Source organism: Streptococcus cameli, assembly GCF_053207365.1.
This window is the reverse complement of record NZ_JBRUIM010000001.1, coordinates 292,812-313,039: the sequence shown is the minus strand read 5'-3', so window position 1 is coordinate 313,039 and position 20,228 is coordinate 292,812. Positions and strand designations below refer to the sequence as shown.

The window sequence follows — 20,228 nt, the reverse complement described above, 5'->3', positions numbered from 1 at the left end:
TTATTCTGCTACTCCAATATTGTTATTATTGTAGACCAACCCCTCTTCTTCTGCAATTTCAAGCAAGGTTTCCTTTCGGATGGCATCGTGAACTGCCTGTTTGCCATCATTGATTTCTACTTGTTTGGCATTGATGTCTTGATTAGTCTTTGCCAATTCTGACTGTACTTGGAGAATTCTAGTTTGTAAAAAGATAATCCCAATGGCCAAGACCAAGCCGGATAAGATAATGCTGGCATAGAAGGCTTTTTCGACCCGGTTAAAGGTCTTTATTTTAGCTTCAATCACCTGCATGGTTAACTCTTTGCGTTTTTCTTGCAGCATTCGTCTCTCCTTTATTTTTCAAACACTTTCTTAGCAACTCTTAGTTTGGCAGAATGCGCCCGATTGTTTTGTTCCAACTCTTCTGTGCTTGGTAGAATCGGTTTGCGGTTGACTAATTCCAAGGGTGCTTTTAAGTCATCTGGAATAAATGGCAACCCTTTTGGCACATCTACTGTGCTTGCTTCCTTAAATAGTTGCTTTGTCAATCGGTCTTCCAAAGAATGGAAGGTAATGACTGAGATTCGGCCACCTGCGGCCAACAAGTCAATGGCTTGTTGAATGGATTCGTCAGCGGCCCCCAATTCATCATTAACTTCAATCCGGATGGCTTGGAAAATCTGTTTAGCAGGATGGCCTTTTTTCTTCAATTCTTTGGCTGGTTTAGCGGATTTGATAATCTCGGCCAATTCGGTTGTCGTTTCTATTGGCTTCACTTCCCGAGCCTGCTCAATTTTTCGAGCAATCTGTTTGGAAAACTTGTCCTCACCATATTTAAAGAAAATCCGTACCAAATCATGGTAATCATAGGTATTGACCACATCATAGGCTGAAAAAGCCTGGTCTTGGTTCATTCGCATATCCAATGGTGCATCTTGCTTGTAGGAGAAACCACGTTCCCGCTCATCCAATTGTGGACTTGAGACTCCCAAATCATAGCAAATGCCATCAATTTCTGAAACACCGTAATCAGCTAGACGCTCTTTTAACTGACGAAAATTGGCTTTTATAAAGGTAACCTGCCCTTTTTCAATAAAAGGAGCTAAACGATTCTTAGCATTGTCAATTGCTCTTTGGTCCTGATCAAAGGCATAGAGATGCCCCTTGTCGCTCAATTTCCCCAATAAATATTCACTGTGACCAGCTCCACCCAGCGTGGCATCCACATATATTCCATCTGGTTTAATGTCTAATAAATCAACCGTCTCATGTAGTAAAACGGTTGTATGTTGAAATTCTTTTGTCATATCTGTTTATTATACCATACTTGAAGAAATTACACCTTAAATTCTTATTTTGAAAATCTTTTCAAAAAAATATATCAGATATAGTTGATATGCTTTCGAAAAAGAGATATACTCAGTGTGTTGGATATAATTGACACATCGATGTTCTAAATTTGCTACAAGGAAGAATTGACTGAAAAAGAACAAAAGCAAGTTAGCCTCATTGGACTTCGGACCGGAATTCCTTTTGGACTCTTCCAAGCTCTTTTTAACGCTTGGAATTTAGGAGGAAACCTTCTTGAAAATCTATTTCAACCAAAAGTTCTATTCATAGCCATTTTCAGCGGTCTATTATTTGGTCTCAGCATGCATTTCATCGCAAAAAACAAGGAGGATTCTTCTAGGGAAGAATAAATAAGAGCGGAAAATCATCTTTTGGTGGTTTTCCCTTTCTTTTTTGATAGAATGTGATAAAATAGCTTCATATTTCATTTATTATAAGGATTTAAAAAGAGGAAAGATGTTTTTTTCTAAGCTTGTCTTAACACCGACTCAGCGGATTATTGTGAGTTTTATCAGTGTGATATTAATCGGTTCATTGTTATTGAGCCTCCCTTTTTTCCAGCTAGAGACGGCTTCTGCCACTTACTGGGATCACTTATTTATGGCCATTTCAATGGTCTGTGTAACAGGGCTTTCGACCGTTCCTGTTGCGGAAACCTACAATGGTTTTGGCCAGGCTATCTGTCTTTTATTGATTCAGATTGGTGGCCTTAGTCTGATTAGTTTTATCGGAATCTTTTCTTTAACTGCTGGTCGCAAGCTAAGTTTTATCAATCTAGCAACACTGCAAGAAAGTCTGAGCCGAGATGATACCAAACACTTCAAACAATTTATCCAATCAGTTTTTCTTTTTACATTTACACTTGAAGCACTTGGCGCACTCTTTCTTTCCTTTTATTTTGTGCCAGAATATGGTCTTGGAAAGGGATTATCGCATTCTATTTTCCTTGCAATCTCTGCATTTTGCAACGCTGGTTTTGACAACTTAGGAGCCATCAGTCTCCTTTCTTATCTTGAAAATCCTTGGATCAATCTTGTTATTGCTTCCTTGATTATCATGGGTGGACTTGGTTTTTCGGTTTGGTTTGATTTGCAAACACAATTCCAAAATAAAGCAAGCATTCGCAAGCTGCGTTTTCATTCAAAAGTCGTCATTAGCTTTACACTCCTTCTCTTGTTTTCTGGAACAATGATTACTTTCTTAACAGAATACAACAATCCAGATACAATCGGAAATTTATCTTTTGGCAACAAATTACTAGCTAGTTTCTTCCAAACAGTAACCATGCGGACCGCCGGATTTGCAACTATTGATTATACAAAAGCAAATCCTATCACCCTCCTCATCTATGTCTTTCAAATGATGCTGGGAGGAGCCCCAGGAGGGACTGCTGGAGGAATAAAAATAACAGCTTTTCTAACTCTTGTCCTCTTTGCTCGAAGTGAAATATTAGGATTGCCACATACAAACTTCATGGCTCACACCATTGACACGGTGACAATCCGAAAAGCCTTTGCTGTCTTTAGTGTCTTTATCATGACCTTCCTGTTCGGACTCTTAGCGATTAGCTTCACCGATCCCACAGTCCCATTTTTATTCTTAGTTTTTGAAGTCATGTCTGCTCTAGCCACTGTCGGTGTAACGGCTAATTTAACACCTGTGCTTAGCCAAGCTGGTCAGCTGGTTATTATGGCCCTCATGTTCTTTGGCCGGATTGGTCCTATGTCCATTCTAATGAGTCTATCCAGCCGCAAGCCATCCAAAGAAGACACTATTCAATATTCAAAATCATCAATGATCGTATAAAGGAGACATCATGCCTGTACACACTATTGGAATTTTAGGGCTGGGAGTATTTGGTACCAGTATTGCCAAAACACTCTGCAAATACAACAGCCATATTATTGCTGTTGATAACCACGAAAGTCAAATCAATCAATTAGAAGCTATTTTAACGCGAGGAGTTGTAGGAGACATTACCGACAAAGACTTGCTACGTGCTGCCGGAATTGCTTCTTGCGACACCGTTGTTATCGCAACCGGGAACAATTTGGAATCCAGTGTTCTTGCTGTCTTGCACTGTAAATCCTTAGGTGTTCCAAAAGTCATTGCCAAGGCTAAAAGCAAGACAACGCGTGAAGTTTTACTAAAAATTGGAGCAGACAAAGTCATCTCCCCAGAGCGTGAAACGGGTATTTCCCTTGCCAAACATTTGCTCCACCAAGACACAACCGATTTGATCGAATTAGATGATCATGTCACCATTGTGGAATTCCAGCCACCTGCAAAATGGCTCGGCAAAACCTTGGCCCAATTGAAACTGCGTCAAAACTACAACATGAACATCATTGGTTACCGAAGCAAACATTCTAAAGACCGCACACTCAATATCCAATTATCACCAGATTATATCTTCAATGAGGACGAACTCATTATGGCCGTAACGGATAACAACACCGTGGACCACTTCGAAGAATACACCAACAGAATGTAAAAAAACCTTGTCATTGACAAGGTTTTTTCTTACGAATTTGGGTCATCCAAACTACGGCCGTGGAGGCCTTTTTCTCGTTGGATTTGGCGTAACTTTTCGGGTGTCACGTCATTTCCTTCTTCGTCAACAACCTTGATTCCTTCTAGGTGGTGGCGAACGGAACGGCGGTACCCTTCGATGTATTCTTTGCGAAGGATAGCTTGTTCTGCCAATTCTTCCTCCGTCAAACCAAGCGTTTTTTTCTTGCGGGCCAACTCATTAATCCGATTAATCTTTGCTTGTTCCATACAACCTCCTATTTGGTATTGAGCTTGTTAAAGGCACAAATCGTATTGGCTTTTGCCACTAATGTTGCTAGCAAGGCTAGACGATTTTCTTTTACAGCTGCATCATCTGCCATGACCATGGTGTTGTCAAAGAAGGCATCAATGACTGGGCTAAGAGCAAAAAGGGCTGTAATCTTTTCGTCTGCTGTTCCCGTCAAAGCTAGCGCACTAATGGCCTGATAAAGTGTCTTTTCTTCTTCATTTTCAAAGAGGGCCTGATTGATTTCAACAGTTCCAGAAGCTTTTTCAGCCAAGTTAAAGGCACGTGACAAGCTCTCTACTGCTGGTTTGTAGCTGCTGTCTTTGCTAGCTGTTACAAGTGCAGTAGCGTTTTCCAACATTTCTGGAACCACAAAGGTTGAGCCAGCTAGAACGGCTTCTCGAATATCTTTTGGCACGTCCTTGTCCATCATCTTGTCGACACGGGCACGGATAAAGGACAACACTTCCTCTTTATGGGCATAGGTCAAACTAGCGAATTCCAAATCATAGAGGCTATCGATCAATTGGTCCATTGGAATAGTCCAGCCAAAGAATTCCAGAATTCGAACAATCCCTTGTGTGGCACGACGAAGGGCATAAGGATCATTGGAACCACTTGGAATAAGACCAACAGAGAAGAAAGATAGGAGGGTATCTAATTTATCAGCCAGGGCCAAAACAGCACCAACCCTTGTTTCAGGAAGGGCACCTTCTGCAGCATTTGGAAGGTAATGTTCCCGAATGGCAGCCGCAACTGCTGGATTTTCACCAGCTAAGAGGGCATATTTTTCCCCCATAATCCCTTGTAGCTCATCAAATTCACCGACCATCCCCGTCAAGAGGTCAAATTTGTAGATTTGGCTAGCACGAACCAGTTCCGTTTCTTCTTCACTGGTCAAATCCGCCTGGGCAGAAAGTGCTTTTGCAATCACACCAACCCGGTCCATATGCTCTGCGAGGCTACCGATTTTCTCATGGAAGGTAACGTTAGCGAGTTTCGCAACCAAGTCTGAAATCTGCAATTTTTGGTCTTCTCGCCAAAAGAATTCCCCATCTTCCAAACGAGCGACCAATACTTTTTCATTTCCTTTGACCACATTTTCCAGGTGATGGTGATTTCCATTACGGACGGAAATAAAGTTTGGCATGAGGTTGCCATCTTGATCACGGACCACAAAGTAACGTTGGTGATTTTTCATGGACGTTACCAAGACTTCTTCTGGTACATCCAAGTATTTAGCATCAAAACTGCCCATGAAAGCAGTCGGGTATTCAACCAGGTTCAAGACTTCATTAAGCAAGTCGGCATCAATTTCAACCTGAACATTTTGTGCTGCTTCAATGGCCTTGATTTGCTCAACAATCATGTTTTCGCGTTCTTTGGCATCTGCAATGACAAAGACCTCACGCAAGTCAGCTTCGTAGGAATCGGCATGCGTAATATCTGTCTCTTGACCCAAGAAACGGTGCCCACGGCTGACGCGACCAGATTGGATATCCAAGAAGTCCAGTTCAAGCGCCTCATCATCCAAGAGGACGGTCAATGTATGAACAGGACGGATGTATTCAAATTGGTTGCTTGCCCAATGCATACTGACTGGGAAAGTCAAGCTCGCAAGAATTTCAGGTACGTGTGCAAGAACTTCCTTGGCAGGCTTACCTGCTTCATTTTTCGTCACGTAGACATACTCTTCACCCTTGATTTCTTCAAAACGGATGTCGTCTGTTGTCAAGCCTTTGCCTCGAACAAAGCCTTCTGCAGCCTTGGTGAAGTTCCCATCGCTATCCACAGCAATTTTCTTAGCAGGACCTTTAAAGTCTTCTGTTAAATCCGTTTGTTGTTCTGCTAGTCCCATCACCCGCACTGCCAAACGACGTGGAGTTGAAAACGTTTGAAGACCTTGGAAACTCAAGCGGTTGTCTTCCAAGAATCGAGCAACTTTTTCACCCAATTGCTGTTCACTTGGTGTGACGACATAGGCTGGCAACTCTTCCAATCCCAATTCAATCAATAAATTCTTAGTCATTATTCTGCGTCCTCCTTCAAGAGTGTTGCTCTGCTTTCTTCATCCAACAATGGGAAACCTAATTTTTTCCGTTCTGCGACAAAGGTCTTAGCTACGACACGCGCCAAGTTTCGGATGCGGGCAATGTAGCCCGCACGTTCTGTAACAGAAACAGCCCCGCGTGCGTCTAACAAGTTAAAGGTATGGGAGCATTTCAAGACATAGTCATAGGCTGGATGCACCAAGCCTTCTTCCAAGGCCCGCGCCGCTTCTTTTTCAAACTTCTCAAAGTTCTCAAGGAGCATATCCTGGTCTGAGATTTCAAAGCTGTATTTGGAATGCTCGTACTCCGGTTGCAAGAATATTTCACCGTATTTGACACCTGGTGCCCACTCAATGTCGTAGACCGAATCCACTTCTTGGATATAAGAAGCGAGACGCTCCAGACCATAAGTAACCTCAGCTGTGACAGGTCCTGTTTCCAATCCACCAACTTGTTGGAAATAAGTAAACTGCGTGATTTCCATTCCATCCAACCACACTTCCCAGCCGAGACCTGCAGAACCGGTTGATGGATTTTCCCAGTTATCCTCGACAAAGCGGATATCGTGCTCCAAAGGATTGATGCCCAATTTTTCCAAGGATTCCAAATACAATTCTTGGATATTGCTTGGGCTTGGTTTCATAACCACTTGGAACTGGTGGTGTTGGTAAAGTCGGTTTGGATTTTCCCCGTAACGGCCATCTGCAGGACGACGAGACGGCTCAACATAGGCTGCATTCCATGGCTCTGGTCCAATAGCCCGCAAGAAGGTGTAGGGACTCATAGTTCCTGCCCCTTTTTCATTGTCATAGGCCTGCATGAGCATACAGCCTTGGTCATTCCAGTATTGTTGCAAGGTCAAGATAATTTCTTGAAAAGTTAATGATGTTGACATGGTGTTCTCCTTTTTTATGGTGTGGACAAGAACAAGAAAAAAGAACCGCTTCTTTCTCCTCCTATGTCCAGTGACATAGGGGCGTACAAGACGCGGTTCCACCCTAATTTATTGCTTCATTTTGTATTGAGTTTATTCTGAAAGCGCCCGCCTGTCTCCGTTTTTACCTGACTTCCACCATCACAGGCTCGCTAAAAAAACACTGATAAGACTTTCTTTCTTGACAAACATTATAGCAGAATATATGTTCTCTGTCTAGTTTTTCTGCCAGAAAGTCAGAATTAGAAATTGGTATTGTCCGGATCGTAGGGACCTGTGACACCGTTGATGGCTTGAATGGTCTCCATATCTTCAGGAATCAAATCGATATCTTGAAAATCCAAGTTTTCGATAATACGGCTTTCTGTCACGGATTTCGGCAGTGGTAAAAAACCATTGGCCCATGACCAAGCTAGTGCAATCTGAGCGACTGTCTTTCCGTATTTCTCAGCTAAGGCTAACATAGTGGGATGGCTAAACAACTCCCCACGTCCCAGTGGGCTCCAAGCCTCTAACACAATTCCTTTTTCTTTACAGTAATTGACAATCTCTTCTTGGTAGACACCAGGAGCTAGTCGCAATTGGTTGACAGCAGGAATAAGGGTTGCAGTTTCCAGCAAGGCTTCCAAATGGTGTACCAAGAAATTGCTGACGCCAATCGTACGAATCAGACCTTGCTCCACCATCTCTTCCATGGCACGCCAAGTGTCCGCATTGGCTTTTTGCCAGCAATCCCTTAAATTGACAGGGTTTGGCCAATGAATAAGGTACAAGTCAATATAGTCCAGTTGCAATTTTGATAAAGAATCGGCTAAAGCCACCTTAGCTTCTTCATACCCATGGGCATCATTCCAAAGTTTAGTTGTAATAAATAGTTCTTCTCGTGGAATACCTGAATCCCGAATGGCTCTGCCAATACTTTCTTCATTGCCATAATAAGCCGCTGTATCAATGTGACGATAGCCAGCTTTTAAGGCGACCAAGACTGCTTGGTAGAGTTCCTCGCCATCAGAATCAAAAGTCCCAAAACCAACTGCTGGAATGGAATATCCGCTATTCATCGTATAAGTCTTCATCTGCTTCTCCTTTTTTCTTTTAGTGATAGTATAACAAAAACCAAGCAAAAAGGCTTGGTTTAATCGGTATTTACCGGTGGCTAATTTTTCGTGTTAAATAGTCACCGATCAACTGGATGGTAAAGATAATAAGGATGATGATCCCTGTCGCAACCCAGGTGACATCATGATTAAATCGATCAAAACCATAAGATTTGGCAATATTTCCAATCCCGCCACTACCGATGGCTCCCGCCATGGCTGTTTCACCCACTAATGAAATCAAGGTAACGGTTGATACCCGAATCAAATCTGGCAGACCTTCACTGAGATAAACCTTTATTAGATCAAAAGTAGTCGCACCTGAAGCTTGAGCTGCCTCAATCACTCCTCGGTCCATTTCGGACATAACTACCTGGACTTGACGAGTAAAGAAGGCAAATGTCGCAAAGGCCAGAGGAACGATAGCCGCAGTTGGTCCAAGGCTGGTCTTCACAATTAAGTAAGTCAGAGGCTGTAAAATAAACAGTAAAATAATAAAAGGAATCGCTCTAAAAACAGAGGTCATCTTATCCAAAATATGAAAAACATATTTGTTTTCTAAAACCCCACCAGGAGCTGTCAAGACAAGAAAGAGACCCGTTAGCAGACCAATTGCTCCACCAAAAATAAAGGCCCATACTGTCATATAAAGCGTGGTATAAATGGCTGCCAACCAGCCCTTATCCCCAAATAATCCAATTTTATAGACATTTGGTAAGTAGGTTTGAATCCAATCTGTCATCTAGGCACCTCTTTTCAATACAGTCAATTGCACACCAGCTTGGACAATAGCTTCTTGAGCCGCTACTAAATCAGCTGGATTTCCCGATAGGACAACCACCATTTCACCTACCGGCGTATTGTCCAAAATTTCAATATTCCCATAAAGGATATTGGCGGTCACTTCAAAACGTTTGTAAATGTCATTCAAAATAGGCTCATCTGTAGTATGACCGGCATATTTTAACTGAGCCAAAATGGCATTGGCTGGCAGGTCTTCGACAATCTCTTGCTTGTTGATTTTGACCATGGCTTCATCAATTCCTGTTGCTGTTGTGATGAATTCACGGGTCAATTCTTGTTTTGGATGAGAGAAAATCTCCAAGACACTGCCTTCTTCAATCAAACGACCGTTTTGCATGACTGCTACACGATTGCAGATATCTTTGACAATCTGCATCTCATGGGTGATCATCACAACTGTTAACCCTAATTTTTGGTTCAAATCTTGCAAGAGTGCCAAAATTTGCTTGGTTGTTTTAGGGTCAAGCGCGGAAGTTGACTCATCTGAAATCAAAATTTCTGGGTCATTGGCCAAAGCACGCGCTATCGCCACCCGTTGCTTTTGACCACCTGATAACTGAGCAGGATAGTTGTCTGCCCGGTCTGCTAAACCAACCAACTCCAGCAATTCTTCTACTTTTGCTTCCCGATCAGTCTTAGATAATTCTGAATGACGAAGGGCAAAGGCCACGTTTTGACGGGCTGTTTTCTGGGCCATCAAATTGAAATGTTGGAAAATCATTCCTATTTCTTGGCGTTTTTGCCGCAATGCACTAGCTGACAATTGGACTTGACCGTTTGCATAGGTCACCAGACCATCAATGGTAATTTTACCTGCAGTCGGCACCTGTAACAAGTTGATCACCCGAACCAGGGTTGACTTCCCTGCTCCTGAATAACCAACAATTCCATAGATATCCCCTTTGTTAATGGCCACTGAGACATCTTTCACTGCCTCAATGACATTTTTTTTCTGGTGAAAGGTGATATCAATATTCTCTAATTGAATAATCGTTTCACTCATAACTTCTAATTAACTCCTCTATCATTTCTATATGGGTGACGTAATGGTCAATCGAAACATTTTCATCTCCCCCATGATCCCGGCTATTGGGGTTTCCAATCCCGAAGGCCACAATCGGAACTTCTAAAACTTCAAACACTTGGTGCATGGGACCCGTCCCTGCTGTTGTTGGTAAGACTGCAACTCCTTTTGGTGAGAATTCGTTCGCAATCTCAATGACTTTTACTATTGCAGGGTCTGTCATATCACTACGGTAACCTTCTTCACCCAAAGTATAGACCAAACGAACCTGTTCAAATCCATTTTTTCGTAATTGGTCTTGGATTTGTTGCAGGACTTTCTTGGGTTTCATACCAGGCACTAGGCGAACTTCTAATTTGGCACTGGCCTGAGCAGGTAGGATCGTCTTGACCCCCTGACCTTGGTAACCAGTTGAAAGTCCTTCAATGTTTAAGGATGGTTCAAAGAACAAGGTCTTAAGCAAACTTTCTTGATTTTGACTCAGTAAGGGCAACTGCAGATCATACAGATCAATCAAGCTTTCTCGATCAATAAAAGAAAATTCTTTGACCAAATCGAGTTCCCGCTGGGTCGGCTCAAGAACATCCTCATAAATTCCATCCACTAAAATCCGTCCATTGGCGTCCCGAAGACTGGAGAGAGCCTGAATCAGATACCAACTACTGCTATTGATATTCCCACCAAATTTAGAATGGATGTCCACATTGGCACTCTCCACCACTGCATCAAAGGTCACAATTCCCTTGGTACCACCCGAAATTTCTATCTGGCCTTGGGCATTGAAAATCCCTTGTTCCCATACGAGGAGATCCGCCCCAGCTAATTCTGATTGGTACTTTTCTAGGTAGTGTTCCAAATCGACAGAAGCCGATTCTTCTGCCCCTTCCATCATAAAAATGATATTGACAGGCAAGTCCTTGTGTCGATTTAAATACCGCTTGACAGCTGTCAAGCGAGCTGTAATATGCCCCTTGTCATCATCTACACCACGTCCATACAAGTACCCATCCCGCTCAGTCAGGGTAAAGGGATCACTGGTCCAAGGTTGATCAGCGTCTGCTGGTTGAACATCATAGTGGTTATAAAAAATGATGGTTCGAGCAACTGGATTGGAACTCTCAAAGCGAGCCAAGAGAAAGGGAGCTGTATAGGAATCATCAAGCAAGACACTTGCCCCAGCTTCTTCAAAGACTTCCTTAAGGTAGCTAGCCGCCTCTTTTAAGCCAGTTTGCTGGGCAAAGATACTTCTTTTGGCAATCAAGTTCTGCAAAATGGCAATATTCTCTTGGATAAACGAATCCGTTTGAAATAGCTCTTGTTTGTCTTTTGTCATCTATACTCCTTATAAACACAAATACGGCGTGTGTTCACACGCCAATATTTGTCCTGTTCTATTTTGGTAATGACCCACAAGTTTATTCTGCTGATGGAGCACCTTCCCATGCAGCAATATCAATACCATTTGAAGTATCTTTTAGGGCTTGTGCTACATTATCTGTTTGGTAAGCTTTCACCAAGGCTTTAATCAAGTCAGCTTTATCTGATTTTTCCCAATCTTTTTGAGCTGCAATCAAGTTTACCCACTGGTGTGATTCTGGAGTAATTTCTTCTTTAAACAATACTGTTGCGTAATCTACATCAGCATCAACAGCGTAGTTGTTGTTAATGATGGCTGCGTCTACTGATGTACGAGTAGAAGCTGTTTGGCTCGCATCCAATTCCTTGATGTCCAAATTCTTTGGATTTTCAACAATATTGACAATGGTCGCCAACTCTTCACCAGATACATCCAGCTTAATCAAGCCAGCTGATTCTAGCAAGTAAAGGGCACGGCTTTCATTTGTTGCATCGTTTGGTACTGAAATCACACCACCATCTGGAATTTGGGAAATATCTGTGTATTTTACTTTTTCCCCATCTAAACCAGAGAAAATACGAAGTGGACTAATCAAGGTGTCCCCTGCAGCTACCAAATCACCGTTGCTTTCCTTGTTCCAGTTGTTCAAGAAGTTGTAGTGTTGGAAGGCATTGACATCAATTTCCCCATTGGCAAGGGCCTTGTTTGGTTGTGAGTAATCTGTAAACTCAACAAAATCTAATTCAATTCCTTCTTTTTCAAGATTTTCTTCAACTTGATCCCACAATTCTTCAGTAGCATCCGTGAAGGTCATAACACCCACTTTTAGTGTTTTTTCATTGTCGTTATCAGAACCTGAAGACGGTGCACAAGCCGCTAATACACCAACAGACAAGGCTGCTACTGCAGTAAAACGAATCAATTTTGTAAACTTCATAATAAAAACTCCTTTTGGTCTTCTCTACATGACCAGTTTGTTAACTGTTCTAATCTTAACATAAGTAGGGCTATCTGGCTAGTAGAGATTTTTTAAGACCTTCTTAAAATTTTTTTATGACTCTTTTGTAATACTTATAGTTTTTAACTATACCATCATCAGATAAAAAAAGAAATGGACATTTTCCATTTCTATAATTGATGCACTAAATAGTGAAATAGACGGCGATTGTCAACACATTCCTTACTCAAGAGCTCTGGGTGCCATTGCAAACCAAGAAGTGGATACACTCGGTGTTCTATCGCCTCGATTGTGCCATCTCTTGGATCAAAAGCTGTCGCTACCAAATCTGGTGCCAAATCCTTGATGCATTGGTGGTGAAGAGAATTAATTTGCACCCCTTCTTGGAAGAGCTGACTCACACGGCTACGCGGTTTCACACTTAAAGAATGCGACGTCCCTGTCACCTCATCTTGCCAGTGATTGGTAATCGACTGTTCCAAGGTACCGCCTAGGGCAACATTAACCAGTTGCATGCCTCTACAAATGGCAACTATCGGCTTCTTCTGCTTAAGGGCTTCCTTAACCAAGGCCAATTCAAAGGCATCTCGTTCCAAGGAATAATCATCACTATCAATTTCCTTTTCTTGACCGTAAAAACTGGGATCCACATGCTGGCCACCCGACAAGACCAACTTATCAATCATAGCGATGTAATCCTTGGCCATATGTGGATGGCCGACAGGAATGACAATCGGTAAGCCTCCCGCTTCCTTGATGCTATCTGAAAAATTGCGAGGAGCTGCATCGTATTCTAGTCCTGAAAGGGCAGGCATTTCTTTGATATTTCCTGAAATCCCAACAATCACTTTTGACATAGACAACTCCTCCAATTTGAATTTTTATTATGATAACACGTTGAAGGTAGTCTGTCTAATATAGTTTTTAAAAGAGGGATTAAAGAATTTAAAAGGACGGTCGTTAAGATTTGTTTTGTCGAACAAAATGCCCTGGTTCTACTTCAACCCAGTCAAAAGCTTCTGTCAAAGTGAAATCTTTGATTTGACTGGAGACTTTAGCTAATTGTTTGCGGGCTTTTTCAGGTGATAGAGGCAGATTCGCCGCCAACAAATACTGGGTATAAGGATGCTGTGGATTGGCAAACAAGGTTTCAGCTGGCGCCACTTCCACCAATTTCCCCTTGTAAAGGACCGCAATCCGTTGTGCAAAATGCTCGACTACTGTTAAGTCATGGGAAATAAAGAGATAGGATAGCTGAAATTCTTCCTGCAAATCTGCCAACAAGCTCAAGATTTGAGCCTGAATAGACACATCCAGGGCTGAAGTCGGCTCATCGCAGACTACAAATTGCGGCCTCGATACCACAGCTCTTGCAATACCAATCCGTTGGCGTTGGCCTCCACTAAATGATTTTGGTCGCCTGTGGACGGCTTCTCCTTCAATCCCCACCCGTTTCAAAACGGCTAGCGCCATTTCTTCTGCAACATCTTTGGGATAGGCATAAAGTGGTTCCTTGACAATATCAAGAGCAGACAAGTAGGGATTTAAAGACGAATACGGATCCTGGTAAATAATTTGCAGAGCCTGATTCTGTAACTCTTTTGGACTCAATCCTGTATAGGCTACAGAACCACTGGTTGGTCGCTCCAGACCCAGAATCAATTTAGACAACGTCGATTTCCCGCTACCCGATTCGCCCACCAAGCCCAAAGTTTCCCCTTTATAGAGTGTCAAGCTAACCCCATCGACAGCAACTTGTCGGCTTTCTTTTCCTAAGAGTGATTTTTTACTATATATTTTTTGTACGTCTCTGACTTCCAACAATACATCTTTAGGCATGGCCAAGCTCCTTTCTGACAAAATGGGTTTCGGAAACAGCCACCAAGGCTGTTGGACCAGAAACCGTACTAAGCTCCTCATCGTCAACAGCTTCTAAGCGGGCTGCTTGCAATAATTTTTGTGTGTAAGAGTGCAAGGGATTGTCAAAAATATCCTCAATGGTCCCCTCTTCCACAATTTCTCCTGATTTCATGACCTTCACTTGGTCACAGAGACTGGCAATCACACCAAAATCATGGCTCACAATCACCACTGTCAATCCAAAACTTTCCTGCAATTCCTTAATCAGAGCCAATATCTGTGCTTGAATGGTGACATCCAAGGCCGTTGTAGGCTCATCTGCGATTAAAACCCGAGGCTCAGAAAGCAGAGCCATGGCAATCAAAATCCGTTGCCGCATCCCACCGGAAAACTCAAAGGGGTATTGGTTCAAGCGTTTTGCAGGCTGTGGAATCCCAACTTTTTCAAGGATAGCCAGCATTTTTTGTTCCCGTTCCTTAGCAGATAAACCTGGCGTATAACGATTGACAATCTCTTCTAAATGAAAGCCAATTTTACGCAAGGGGTTCAAGGACGTCATCGGGTCTTGGAAAATCATAGAAATTGGCAAAACCGCTCCCCTTTCTACTTCTTTTCCTTCAAATACCAAGCGTTTGTAGCTAGACTGAACACTTTTTGGCTCAATCCCCATAATGGTCTTAACCGTCAAACTCTTCCCACTGCCAGATTCGCCTACGATCCCAACAATTTTTCCACTTGGTATCCGCAAATCTACATCACTAACCAAGACCTGCTCAGCCTTTTTACTCCGATTGGTGATGGTCAGACCTTCTAATACAATCTTATCATCCATCAGTTTCCAACCTCCTTTTGTAGAGCATCGCGAATCAAATCGCCAATATTGTTAAATGAATAAATCGTCAATAAAATAAATAAACCTGGTAAAATCGCCATATAAGGAGCGCTTTGCAGGGTTGACTGGGCATTTTGCAAGAGGCTCCCCCAAGATGCCATTGGTTGCTGGATCCCAATTCCTAGAAAGCTCAGGGCAGACTCTGTCATAATAGCAGATGAAATGCTATTGGAAGCAGCGACGATCAAGGTCGGTAAAATCGCTGGCACAATATGACGTAAAAGAATGGTAATCGACTTAACCCCAATAAAAGCAGCGTACTGGACATAGTCCTGCTGTTTGGCAGACAGGGTCTCCGCTCGAATCAAACGGGCAATCCGCATCCATGAAAAACCACCAATCACCACGATAATGGTCGTCAAACCTGGTTTCAAAAAGACGCTCAGTACAATGACCAAGACCAGCCAGGGAATGGAAGACAAAATATCAACCAATCGCATCAAAAGACTGTCTATTTTTCCGCCCCAGTATCCAGCAACCAAACCTACTGTTGTCCCAATTAAGACCGAAGCAAACATGGCAAGAACACCAACCAATAGAGAGATCCGCCCACCAAAAACAACTCGGGCAAAATAGTCACGACCAACATTGTCCGTCCCGAATAAGTATTCTAGACTAGGCGCTTGGTTCATTTGGCTGATATTGGTTTCATTAGGTTCAAGCGGTAAGACAGGTGCCAAAAGCGATAAGAGCATCAAGCCCAACAAAAATAGAACAGAAAATAAATAAAGAGGAGAAGATAAAAGTTCTTCTTTGAACCGTTTAAAAAACTTCATTACATTTCTCCTCCTTTTGTGATACGCGGATCCACTAGGGTATACAAAATATCAGACAGCAAATTCCCTAAAATCACTAGGGTCGCAGAAAACAGCATAACAGCCATGATAACTGGATAGTCTAGACTGCGTGTTGCTGCGGTCAAATAAGGACCGACACCAGGCCATGCATAGATGGTTTCCGTAATCAAAGCTCCCGTCACCAACATCGGAAGAGCCAGTCCAATTTGGGTCACAATGGGAATCAAGATATTGCGGACAATGTGTTTGCCAAAAATTTCTTTTTTATTGGCCCGAAAAGCTTCCTGAACGGTCACATAATCCTTATCCACCTCCACAATGGCCGAACTTCGAATGTAGCGAATTAAATCCGGCATAAAGGCCATGACCAAGGTCACATAAGGAAGGATGAAATGGGCGAGAAAATCAGCTACATCCCCCTCTTTTCCAAGCGTATGCATCCCGATAAAGGGAAACCAATTCAAACGGTAGCCAAATACATAAATCAAAATCATGGCAAACCAGAATGTTGGCACCGCAATGCCAAGAGATGCAAACCCATCAATCAATCGATCCAAGAATTTTCCACGTTGCGAGGCAGCCAAAAGACCTAACAGAATCGCTAAGATTAGGGCTGTTATATAGGCTGGAAGCACCAAAGATATGGTATTAGGAATCTTGACGGCTAGGTCTGCGACAATACTGTGATGGGTCAAAAGGGAATAGCCGAAATCACCTGTTAAGATGTTTTTCAACCAGATAAAATACTGGACCAAAAAGGGCTGGTTCAGTCCATGTTGTTCCTTAAGCAATTCAATTTGGGCCGGCTCCATGTTCGGTGTCACCATGGAATCAATCACATCATAGGGTGCCAAATGAATCAAGGAAAATACAATAAAGGAAATCAACAGCAACAAGGGAATGGCCTGCAACATCCTTTTTAAAATATAGCGTAACATAATCTCTCCTGTAAATGGGAATAGACTGGCCTCAGCCAGTCCTTCCTTATTTTTTCACACGCAAGTGTGATGGATCTTCAAATGTGTAAATTGGAACCAATCCCGCTTCTTCAACCCCTTCAATACGGTTGTTAACCGCAAGAATTTTTTTGTTATCTACAATTGGGTAGATCGCTGCTTGGTCTGCCAAGGTTGCTTGCAAGTCATCATAGATAGTTGCACGTTTGTCCTTGTCCAACTCCACCGCACCTTCTTCAAATAAACCATCAATTTCTTCATCATTCAATTTGAAGTAGTTTGAACCACCGCCTGTTTTAAAGAGACGCGTATATTGATCTGGATCATTTCCCATGATGTAACCACCAAGGAACAAATCATAGGCAACAGAACCTTCTTTACGCAATTCTGTAAAGAGGGCAGTTGAATCGCCTCCAGCCAATTCAACTGTCACACCAATTTTAGACAATTGCTCTTGGATTAAAGTTGCTTGCAAGGTTTGAGCCGCATCAGATGAATTGTAGCCAAGGTTCACTGTCAAACTAGTCACACCCGCATCAGCCAATAATTTCTTAGCCTTATCAAGATCCTGTTTATAGGATTCTACTTTTTCCGTACGGAATGGATTGGCAACTGGTAAGAAGGATGTTGGCGCATCATAATACTCCTTATCAAGATAAGCTGCTTGGTTCATGTCCTCTTTGTTCAAGGCAAAGAGAAGGGCTTGACGAACACGAACATCTTTGAGTTCAGGCGTTGTTGTGTTCAAACCAAGGTAACCAACACGGTTTTCAGTATAGGCATAAGTTGTAATCGCCTTTGTATCCAAATCTTTGATATCAGTTGGAAGCACAAAGGATGCATCCACCTCACCAGTTTGAAGTGCAACCTTACGCGTATCCGCACTGGTAATGATTTTCAAGACCAAATTGTCAATTTCAGGCTCACCCTTGTAATAGTGTTCATTGGCTTCTAACTTAATGTGTTCACCATGCTTGTACTCTACAAATTTGTAAGGACCTGTTCCCACATGGGTATTGGTCAATTGAGAAACAGAGAAGTCTGCTTCATCATTGAAGACATGTTCTGGAAGGATATAAGTTTCTGTAACGATATTGTCCAAAGCTGCCGCACTGACTGCTGGAATGACAAATTTCACAGTGTAATCATCCACTTTTTCGACTGTCACTGGTTTTTCATTGATATAAAGACCAGATGAGCCACCGTTTTCTTCCTTGACTTTTTGCTTATAGGTAAAGAGAACATCATCTGCTGTAAAGTCTTCTCCATCTGACCATTTCACATCTTTGCGCAAAGCAACTGTAATGCTTAAACCATCTTCTGCAATTTTATAATTCTCAGCCAATTCATTGACATAAGACCCATCTGCTTCTACCCGAATCAATGGTGAATAAATAAAGTTGGTCAAGGTCAATCCCCAACGATCACTAGTGTTGATCGGATTAGTTGAACTTGGATCTCCATCAATAGCATAAGTAAATGTTTCAGGATTACCTGATGTAGTGGAAGAGGCCGTCTTTGTACTGGATGCTCCACCGCCACATGCAGCCAAAGTCACAACCGCTACTGTTGATAATAAACCTGCTAAGATTTTCTTTTTCATACAAAACTCCTTTGGAATGAGATAGTAGTTATCTTATCAATATTTAGTGAGTTTGTACAATATATATTTTTTAAGCTGACTTAAATATTTTTTATGAAAACGCCATAAAAAGAAAAGACCAGCCGAAGCTGGTTTTCGTTTTTTTAAAATCCTTCTACATTGGTGTAGATTTTCTGAACATCTTCATCGTCGTCCAAGGCATCATACAATTTTTCAAAGGTTGCCAAGTCATCTGCCGAGAGTTCGACTTCTGATTGAGGAATCATTTCCAGCTCTGTTACTTGGAACTCCACCACACCAGACTCTTTCAAGGCTACAATAGCCTTATGCAAATCAGTTGGTGCCGTATAAACTGTAATAGTTCCTTCTTCTGCTTCTACGTCTTCTACATCAACATCTGCTTCTAACAAGAGTTCAAAAATGCTGTCTGCATTGTCTCCTGCAAAGACGACCACTCCCTTGTTGTCAAACAAGTAGGAAACAGAACCACTAGCCCCCATATTGCCGCCATTTTTACCAAAAGCCGCACGAACATTAGCAGCCGTCCGATTCACATTAGATGTCAAGGTATCTACAATAATCATAGAACCATTTGGGCCAAAACCTTCATAACGACCTTCCACAAAGGTTTCATCTGTGTTTCCCTTAGCCTTATCAATCGCCTTATCAATGATGTGTTTTGGAACCTGTGCTTGTTTGGCACGATCAATAACAAACTTCAATGAGGAGTTGGTTTCTGGATCTGGGTCACCTTTTTTCGCAGCTACATAAATCTCTACACCAAATTTCGCATACACTTTCGAGTTTGCACCATCTTTAGCGGTCTTTTTCGCAACAATATTCGCCCATTTACGTCCCATGGGATTCACCTCATTCTAGGATCAAGCTTCTTTTTTCACTTGACCAACTTTGTATTTTTTCATTGGAAAATAGCAGAGCTACTTCCTTGTAACTCTCTTATTATAACATGTTGGAGAAGGTTAGTAAAATAGGAAATCACAATTTTTTCACTAGCTTTTCTAATTTTACTTGACTTATACAGTTAGACGATATATAATCAAACTATACAGTTAAGCGATATACAAAGGAGTTGTTTTATGAAAACATTTATCAAAAGTCTTAATGTTATCGGAATTTTTCTTGTCTCACAAATTTGGGGATTCCTTTTAGGAATGTTTGCTACACCAAGTCTCATGAGCGGCAGTAGCTTTAAACCCAACATACTCGTTCAACTCATCATCGTCCTATCTGCTATGGGTTCGGTTGGGTTAACTTGGTTTTTGGCAAAGAAAACGGATATCCCACTTCCGCAGTTTAAAGATTGGACCTTAAAAGCTACTGGTTTTGTCATCGCTGCAACCCTTGTAACAAGAAGTTTAGCTCATCTAGGCATTTACCTCTTGCATCAATCCAATATCGAGAGTACTGCTAACGATGCCGTTCTTAACCAATTCTTTGAACACTTTAGCTTTCCACTTCTCTTTATACTAGTCGCCATTTGCGGACCGATTTTAGAAGAATGGGTCTTCCGTGCAGGGATTATCGGCTACCTTTTTGAACGCTATCCCTTCATCGGAGTTATCATCAGTAGCATCATCTTTGGGGCTATGCACATGCCGACCAATCTCATTAGTTGGTTTATTTATGGCGGAATTGGGGCGGTTTTATCCCTTGTCTACTATAAGACCAAACGCTTAGAATTGGTTATGGTCATTCATATCCTCCACAACGCCGCTTCTTTCTGGCTTTAATTCTAAAAAAAG

At 42.1% G+C, this 20,228-nt stretch carries 20 protein-coding genes; 3 read left to right on the top strand and 17 right to left on the bottom strand.

Annotated elements, in window-relative coordinates; all coding sequences use genetic code 11:
- Positions 1 to 324: a cell division protein FtsL gene (locus tag ACVR1I_RS01600; RefSeq protein ID WP_447442297.1), complete on the bottom strand. Its 324-nt coding sequence runs from the start codon at positions 322 to 324 to the stop codon at positions 1 to 3.
- Positions 325 to 335: 11 nt separating this feature from the next.
- Positions 336 to 1,289: a 16S rRNA (cytosine(1402)-N(4))-methyltransferase RsmH gene (gene rsmH / locus ACVR1I_RS01595; RefSeq protein WP_447442296.1), complete on the bottom strand. Its 954-nt coding sequence runs from the start codon at positions 1,287 to 1,289 to the stop codon at positions 336 to 338.
- A 499-nt stretch (positions 1,290 to 1,788) separates the two neighbouring features.
- Here rsmH and ACVR1I_RS01590 point away from each other — a divergent pair, with 499 nt between their 5' ends.
- Together ACVR1I_RS01590 and ACVR1I_RS01585 are read left to right on the top strand one after the other, a co-directional pair.
- A complete protein-coding gene (locus tag ACVR1I_RS01590; protein WP_447442295.1) occupies positions 1,789 to 3,138 on the top strand; it encodes a TrkH family potassium uptake protein in 1,350 nt (449 codons plus the stop codon).
- 10 nt (positions 3,139 to 3,148) lie between these two features.
- Positions 3,149 to 3,826: a potassium channel family protein gene (locus ACVR1I_RS01585; protein WP_447442294.1), complete on the top strand. Its 678-nt coding sequence runs from the start codon at positions 3,149 to 3,151 to the stop codon at positions 3,824 to 3,826.
- Between the two features lie 29 nt (positions 3,827 to 3,855).
- Here ACVR1I_RS01585 and ACVR1I_RS01580 read toward each other — a convergent pair whose 3' ends face one another.
- From ACVR1I_RS01580 to ACVR1I_RS01510, 15 genes are all read right to left on the bottom strand, one after another.
- Positions 3,856 to 4,113: a DUF896 family protein gene (locus ACVR1I_RS01580; protein ID WP_447442293.1), complete on the bottom strand. Its 258-nt coding sequence runs from the start codon at positions 4,111 to 4,113 to the stop codon at positions 3,856 to 3,858.
- Between the two features lie 8 nt (positions 4,114 to 4,121).
- The gene (glyS, locus tag ACVR1I_RS01575) at positions 4,122 to 6,161 is read right to left on the bottom strand and encodes a glycine--tRNA ligase subunit beta (protein WP_447442292.1); all 2,040 of its coding nucleotides are present in this window, start codon (positions 6,159 to 6,161) and stop codon (positions 4,122 to 4,124) included.
- Entirely contained in the window at positions 6,161 to 7,078 is a 918-nt protein-coding gene (glyQ, locus tag ACVR1I_RS01570; protein WP_447442291.1) for a glycine--tRNA ligase subunit alpha, read from the bottom strand. Before glyQ ends, glyS begins: the two co-directional genes overlap by 1 nt.
- Before the next feature lie 281 nt (positions 7,079 to 7,359).
- Positions 7,360 to 8,193: an aldo/keto reductase gene (locus ACVR1I_RS01565; RefSeq protein WP_447442290.1), complete on the bottom strand. Its 834-nt coding sequence runs from the start codon at positions 8,191 to 8,193 to the stop codon at positions 7,360 to 7,362.
- A gap of 70 nt (positions 8,194 to 8,263) precedes the next feature.
- Positions 8,264 to 8,956: a methionine ABC transporter permease gene (locus tag ACVR1I_RS01560; RefSeq protein ID WP_447442289.1), complete on the bottom strand. Its 693-nt coding sequence runs from the start codon at positions 8,954 to 8,956 to the stop codon at positions 8,264 to 8,266.
- Entirely contained in the window at positions 8,957 to 10,021 is a 1,065-nt protein-coding gene (locus tag ACVR1I_RS01555) for a methionine ABC transporter ATP-binding protein (protein ID WP_447442288.1), read from the bottom strand.
- Positions 10,014 to 11,375, bottom strand: coding sequence for a M20/M25/M40 family metallo-hydrolase (locus ACVR1I_RS01550; protein ID WP_447442287.1), 1,362 nt, complete (start codon positions 11,373 to 11,375; stop codon positions 10,014 to 10,016). Before ACVR1I_RS01550 ends, ACVR1I_RS01555 begins: the two co-directional genes overlap by 8 nt.
- An 82-nt stretch (positions 11,376 to 11,457) precedes the next feature.
- Positions 11,458 to 12,336, bottom strand: a complete 879-nt coding sequence (locus ACVR1I_RS01545) for a MetQ/NlpA family ABC transporter substrate-binding protein (RefSeq protein WP_447442286.1) — start codon at positions 12,334 to 12,336, stop codon at positions 11,458 to 11,460.
- Between the two features lie 191 nt (positions 12,337 to 12,527).
- Positions 12,528 to 13,214 carry a gamma-glutamyl-gamma-aminobutyrate hydrolase family protein gene (locus ACVR1I_RS01540; RefSeq protein WP_447442285.1) on the bottom strand — a complete coding sequence of 229 codons (687 nt, stop codon included), beginning with the start codon at positions 13,212 to 13,214 and terminating at the stop codon, positions 12,528 to 12,530.
- A 103-nt stretch (positions 13,215 to 13,317) separates the two neighbouring features.
- Positions 13,318 to 14,196, bottom strand: coding sequence for an ATP-binding cassette domain-containing protein (locus tag ACVR1I_RS01535; RefSeq protein ID WP_447442284.1), 879 nt, complete (start codon positions 14,194 to 14,196; stop codon positions 13,318 to 13,320).
- Positions 14,189 to 15,049: an ABC transporter ATP-binding protein gene (locus ACVR1I_RS01530; protein WP_447442283.1), complete on the bottom strand. Its 861-nt coding sequence runs from the start codon at positions 15,047 to 15,049 to the stop codon at positions 14,189 to 14,191. The genes ACVR1I_RS01535 and ACVR1I_RS01530 overlap by 8 nt, the downstream gene beginning before the upstream one ends.
- Entirely contained in the window at positions 15,049 to 15,885 is an 837-nt protein-coding gene (locus tag ACVR1I_RS01525; protein WP_447442282.1) for an ABC transporter permease, read from the bottom strand. Before ACVR1I_RS01525 ends, ACVR1I_RS01530 begins: the two co-directional genes overlap by 1 nt.
- On the bottom strand, positions 15,885 to 16,844 hold the full coding sequence (locus tag ACVR1I_RS01520) for an ABC transporter permease (protein WP_447442281.1): 960 nt from the start codon (positions 16,842 to 16,844) through the stop codon (positions 15,885 to 15,887). The genes ACVR1I_RS01525 and ACVR1I_RS01520 overlap by 1 nt, the downstream gene beginning before the upstream one ends.
- A gap of 46 nt (positions 16,845 to 16,890) precedes the next feature.
- A complete protein-coding gene (locus tag ACVR1I_RS01515; RefSeq protein WP_447442280.1) occupies positions 16,891 to 18,465 on the bottom strand; it encodes an ABC transporter substrate-binding protein in 1,575 nt (524 codons plus the stop codon).
- Between the two features lie 143 nt (positions 18,466 to 18,608).
- Entirely contained in the window at positions 18,609 to 19,325 is a 717-nt protein-coding gene (locus ACVR1I_RS01510; RefSeq protein ID WP_447442279.1) for a YebC/PmpR family DNA-binding transcriptional regulator, read from the bottom strand.
- Between the two features lie 237 nt (positions 19,326 to 19,562).
- Here ACVR1I_RS01510 and ACVR1I_RS01505 point away from each other — a divergent pair, with 237 nt between their 5' ends.
- Positions 19,563 to 20,216 carry a CPBP family intramembrane glutamic endopeptidase gene (locus tag ACVR1I_RS01505; RefSeq protein ID WP_447442278.1) on the top strand — a complete coding sequence of 218 codons (654 nt, stop codon included), beginning with the start codon at positions 19,563 to 19,565 and terminating at the stop codon, positions 20,214 to 20,216.
- The last annotated feature ends 12 nt before the right edge of the window (positions 20,217 to 20,228 follow it).

Coding starts and splice junctions, on each gene's coding strand:
- ACVR1I_RS01600 (WP_447442297.1), bottom strand. CDS start 324: ATGCTGCAAGAAAAACGCAAAGAGTTAACCATGCAGGTGATTGAAGCT.
- rsmH (WP_447442296.1), bottom strand. CDS start 1,289: ATGACAAAAGAATTTCAACATACAACCGTTTTACTACATGAGACGGTT.
- ACVR1I_RS01590 (WP_447442295.1), top strand. CDS start 1,789: ATGTTTTTTTCTAAGCTTGTCTTAACACCGACTCAGCGGATTATTGTG.
- ACVR1I_RS01585 (WP_447442294.1), top strand. CDS start 3,149: ATGCCTGTACACACTATTGGAATTTTAGGGCTGGGAGTATTTGGTACC.
- ACVR1I_RS01580 (WP_447442293.1), bottom strand. CDS start 4,113: ATGGAACAAGCAAAGATTAATCGGATTAATGAGTTGGCCCGCAAGAAA.
- glyS (WP_447442292.1), bottom strand. CDS start 6,161: ATGACTAAGAATTTATTGATTGAATTGGGATTGGAAGAGTTGCCAGCC.
- glyQ (WP_447442291.1), bottom strand. CDS start 7,078: ATGTCAACATCATTAACTTTTCAAGAAATTATCTTGACCTTGCAACAA.
- ACVR1I_RS01565 (WP_447442290.1), bottom strand. CDS start 8,193: ATGAAGACTTATACGATGAATAGCGGATATTCCATTCCAGCAGTTGGT.
- ACVR1I_RS01560 (WP_447442289.1), bottom strand. CDS start 8,956: ATGACAGATTGGATTCAAACCTACTTACCAAATGTCTATAAAATTGGA.
- ACVR1I_RS01555 (WP_447442288.1), bottom strand. CDS start 10,021: ATGAGTGAAACGATTATTCAATTAGAGAATATTGATATCACCTTTCAC.
- ACVR1I_RS01550 (WP_447442287.1), bottom strand. CDS start 11,375: ATGACAAAAGACAAACAAGAGCTATTTCAAACGGATTCGTTTATCCAA.
- ACVR1I_RS01545 (WP_447442286.1), bottom strand. CDS start 12,336: ATGAAGTTTACAAAATTGATTCGTTTTACTGCAGTAGCAGCCTTGTCT.
- ACVR1I_RS01540 (WP_447442285.1), bottom strand. CDS start 13,214: ATGTCAAAAGTGATTGTTGGGATTTCAGGAAATATCAAAGAAATGCCT.
- ACVR1I_RS01535 (WP_447442284.1), bottom strand. CDS start 14,196: ATGCCTAAAGATGTATTGTTGGAAGTCAGAGACGTACAAAAAATATAT.
- ACVR1I_RS01530 (WP_447442283.1), bottom strand. CDS start 15,049: ATGGATGATAAGATTGTATTAGAAGGTCTGACCATCACCAATCGGAGT.
- ACVR1I_RS01525 (WP_447442282.1), bottom strand. CDS start 15,885: ATGAAGTTTTTTAAACGGTTCAAAGAAGAACTTTTATCTTCTCCTCTT.
- ACVR1I_RS01520 (WP_447442281.1), bottom strand. CDS start 16,844: ATGTTACGCTATATTTTAAAAAGGATGTTGCAGGCCATTCCCTTGTTG.
- ACVR1I_RS01515 (WP_447442280.1), bottom strand. CDS start 18,465: ATGAAAAAGAAAATCTTAGCAGGTTTATTATCAACAGTAGCGGTTGTG.
- ACVR1I_RS01510 (WP_447442279.1), bottom strand. CDS start 19,325: ATGGGACGTAAATGGGCGAATATTGTTGCGAAAAAGACCGCTAAAGAT.
- ACVR1I_RS01505 (WP_447442278.1), top strand. CDS start 19,563: ATGAAAACATTTATCAAAAGTCTTAATGTTATCGGAATTTTTCTTGTC.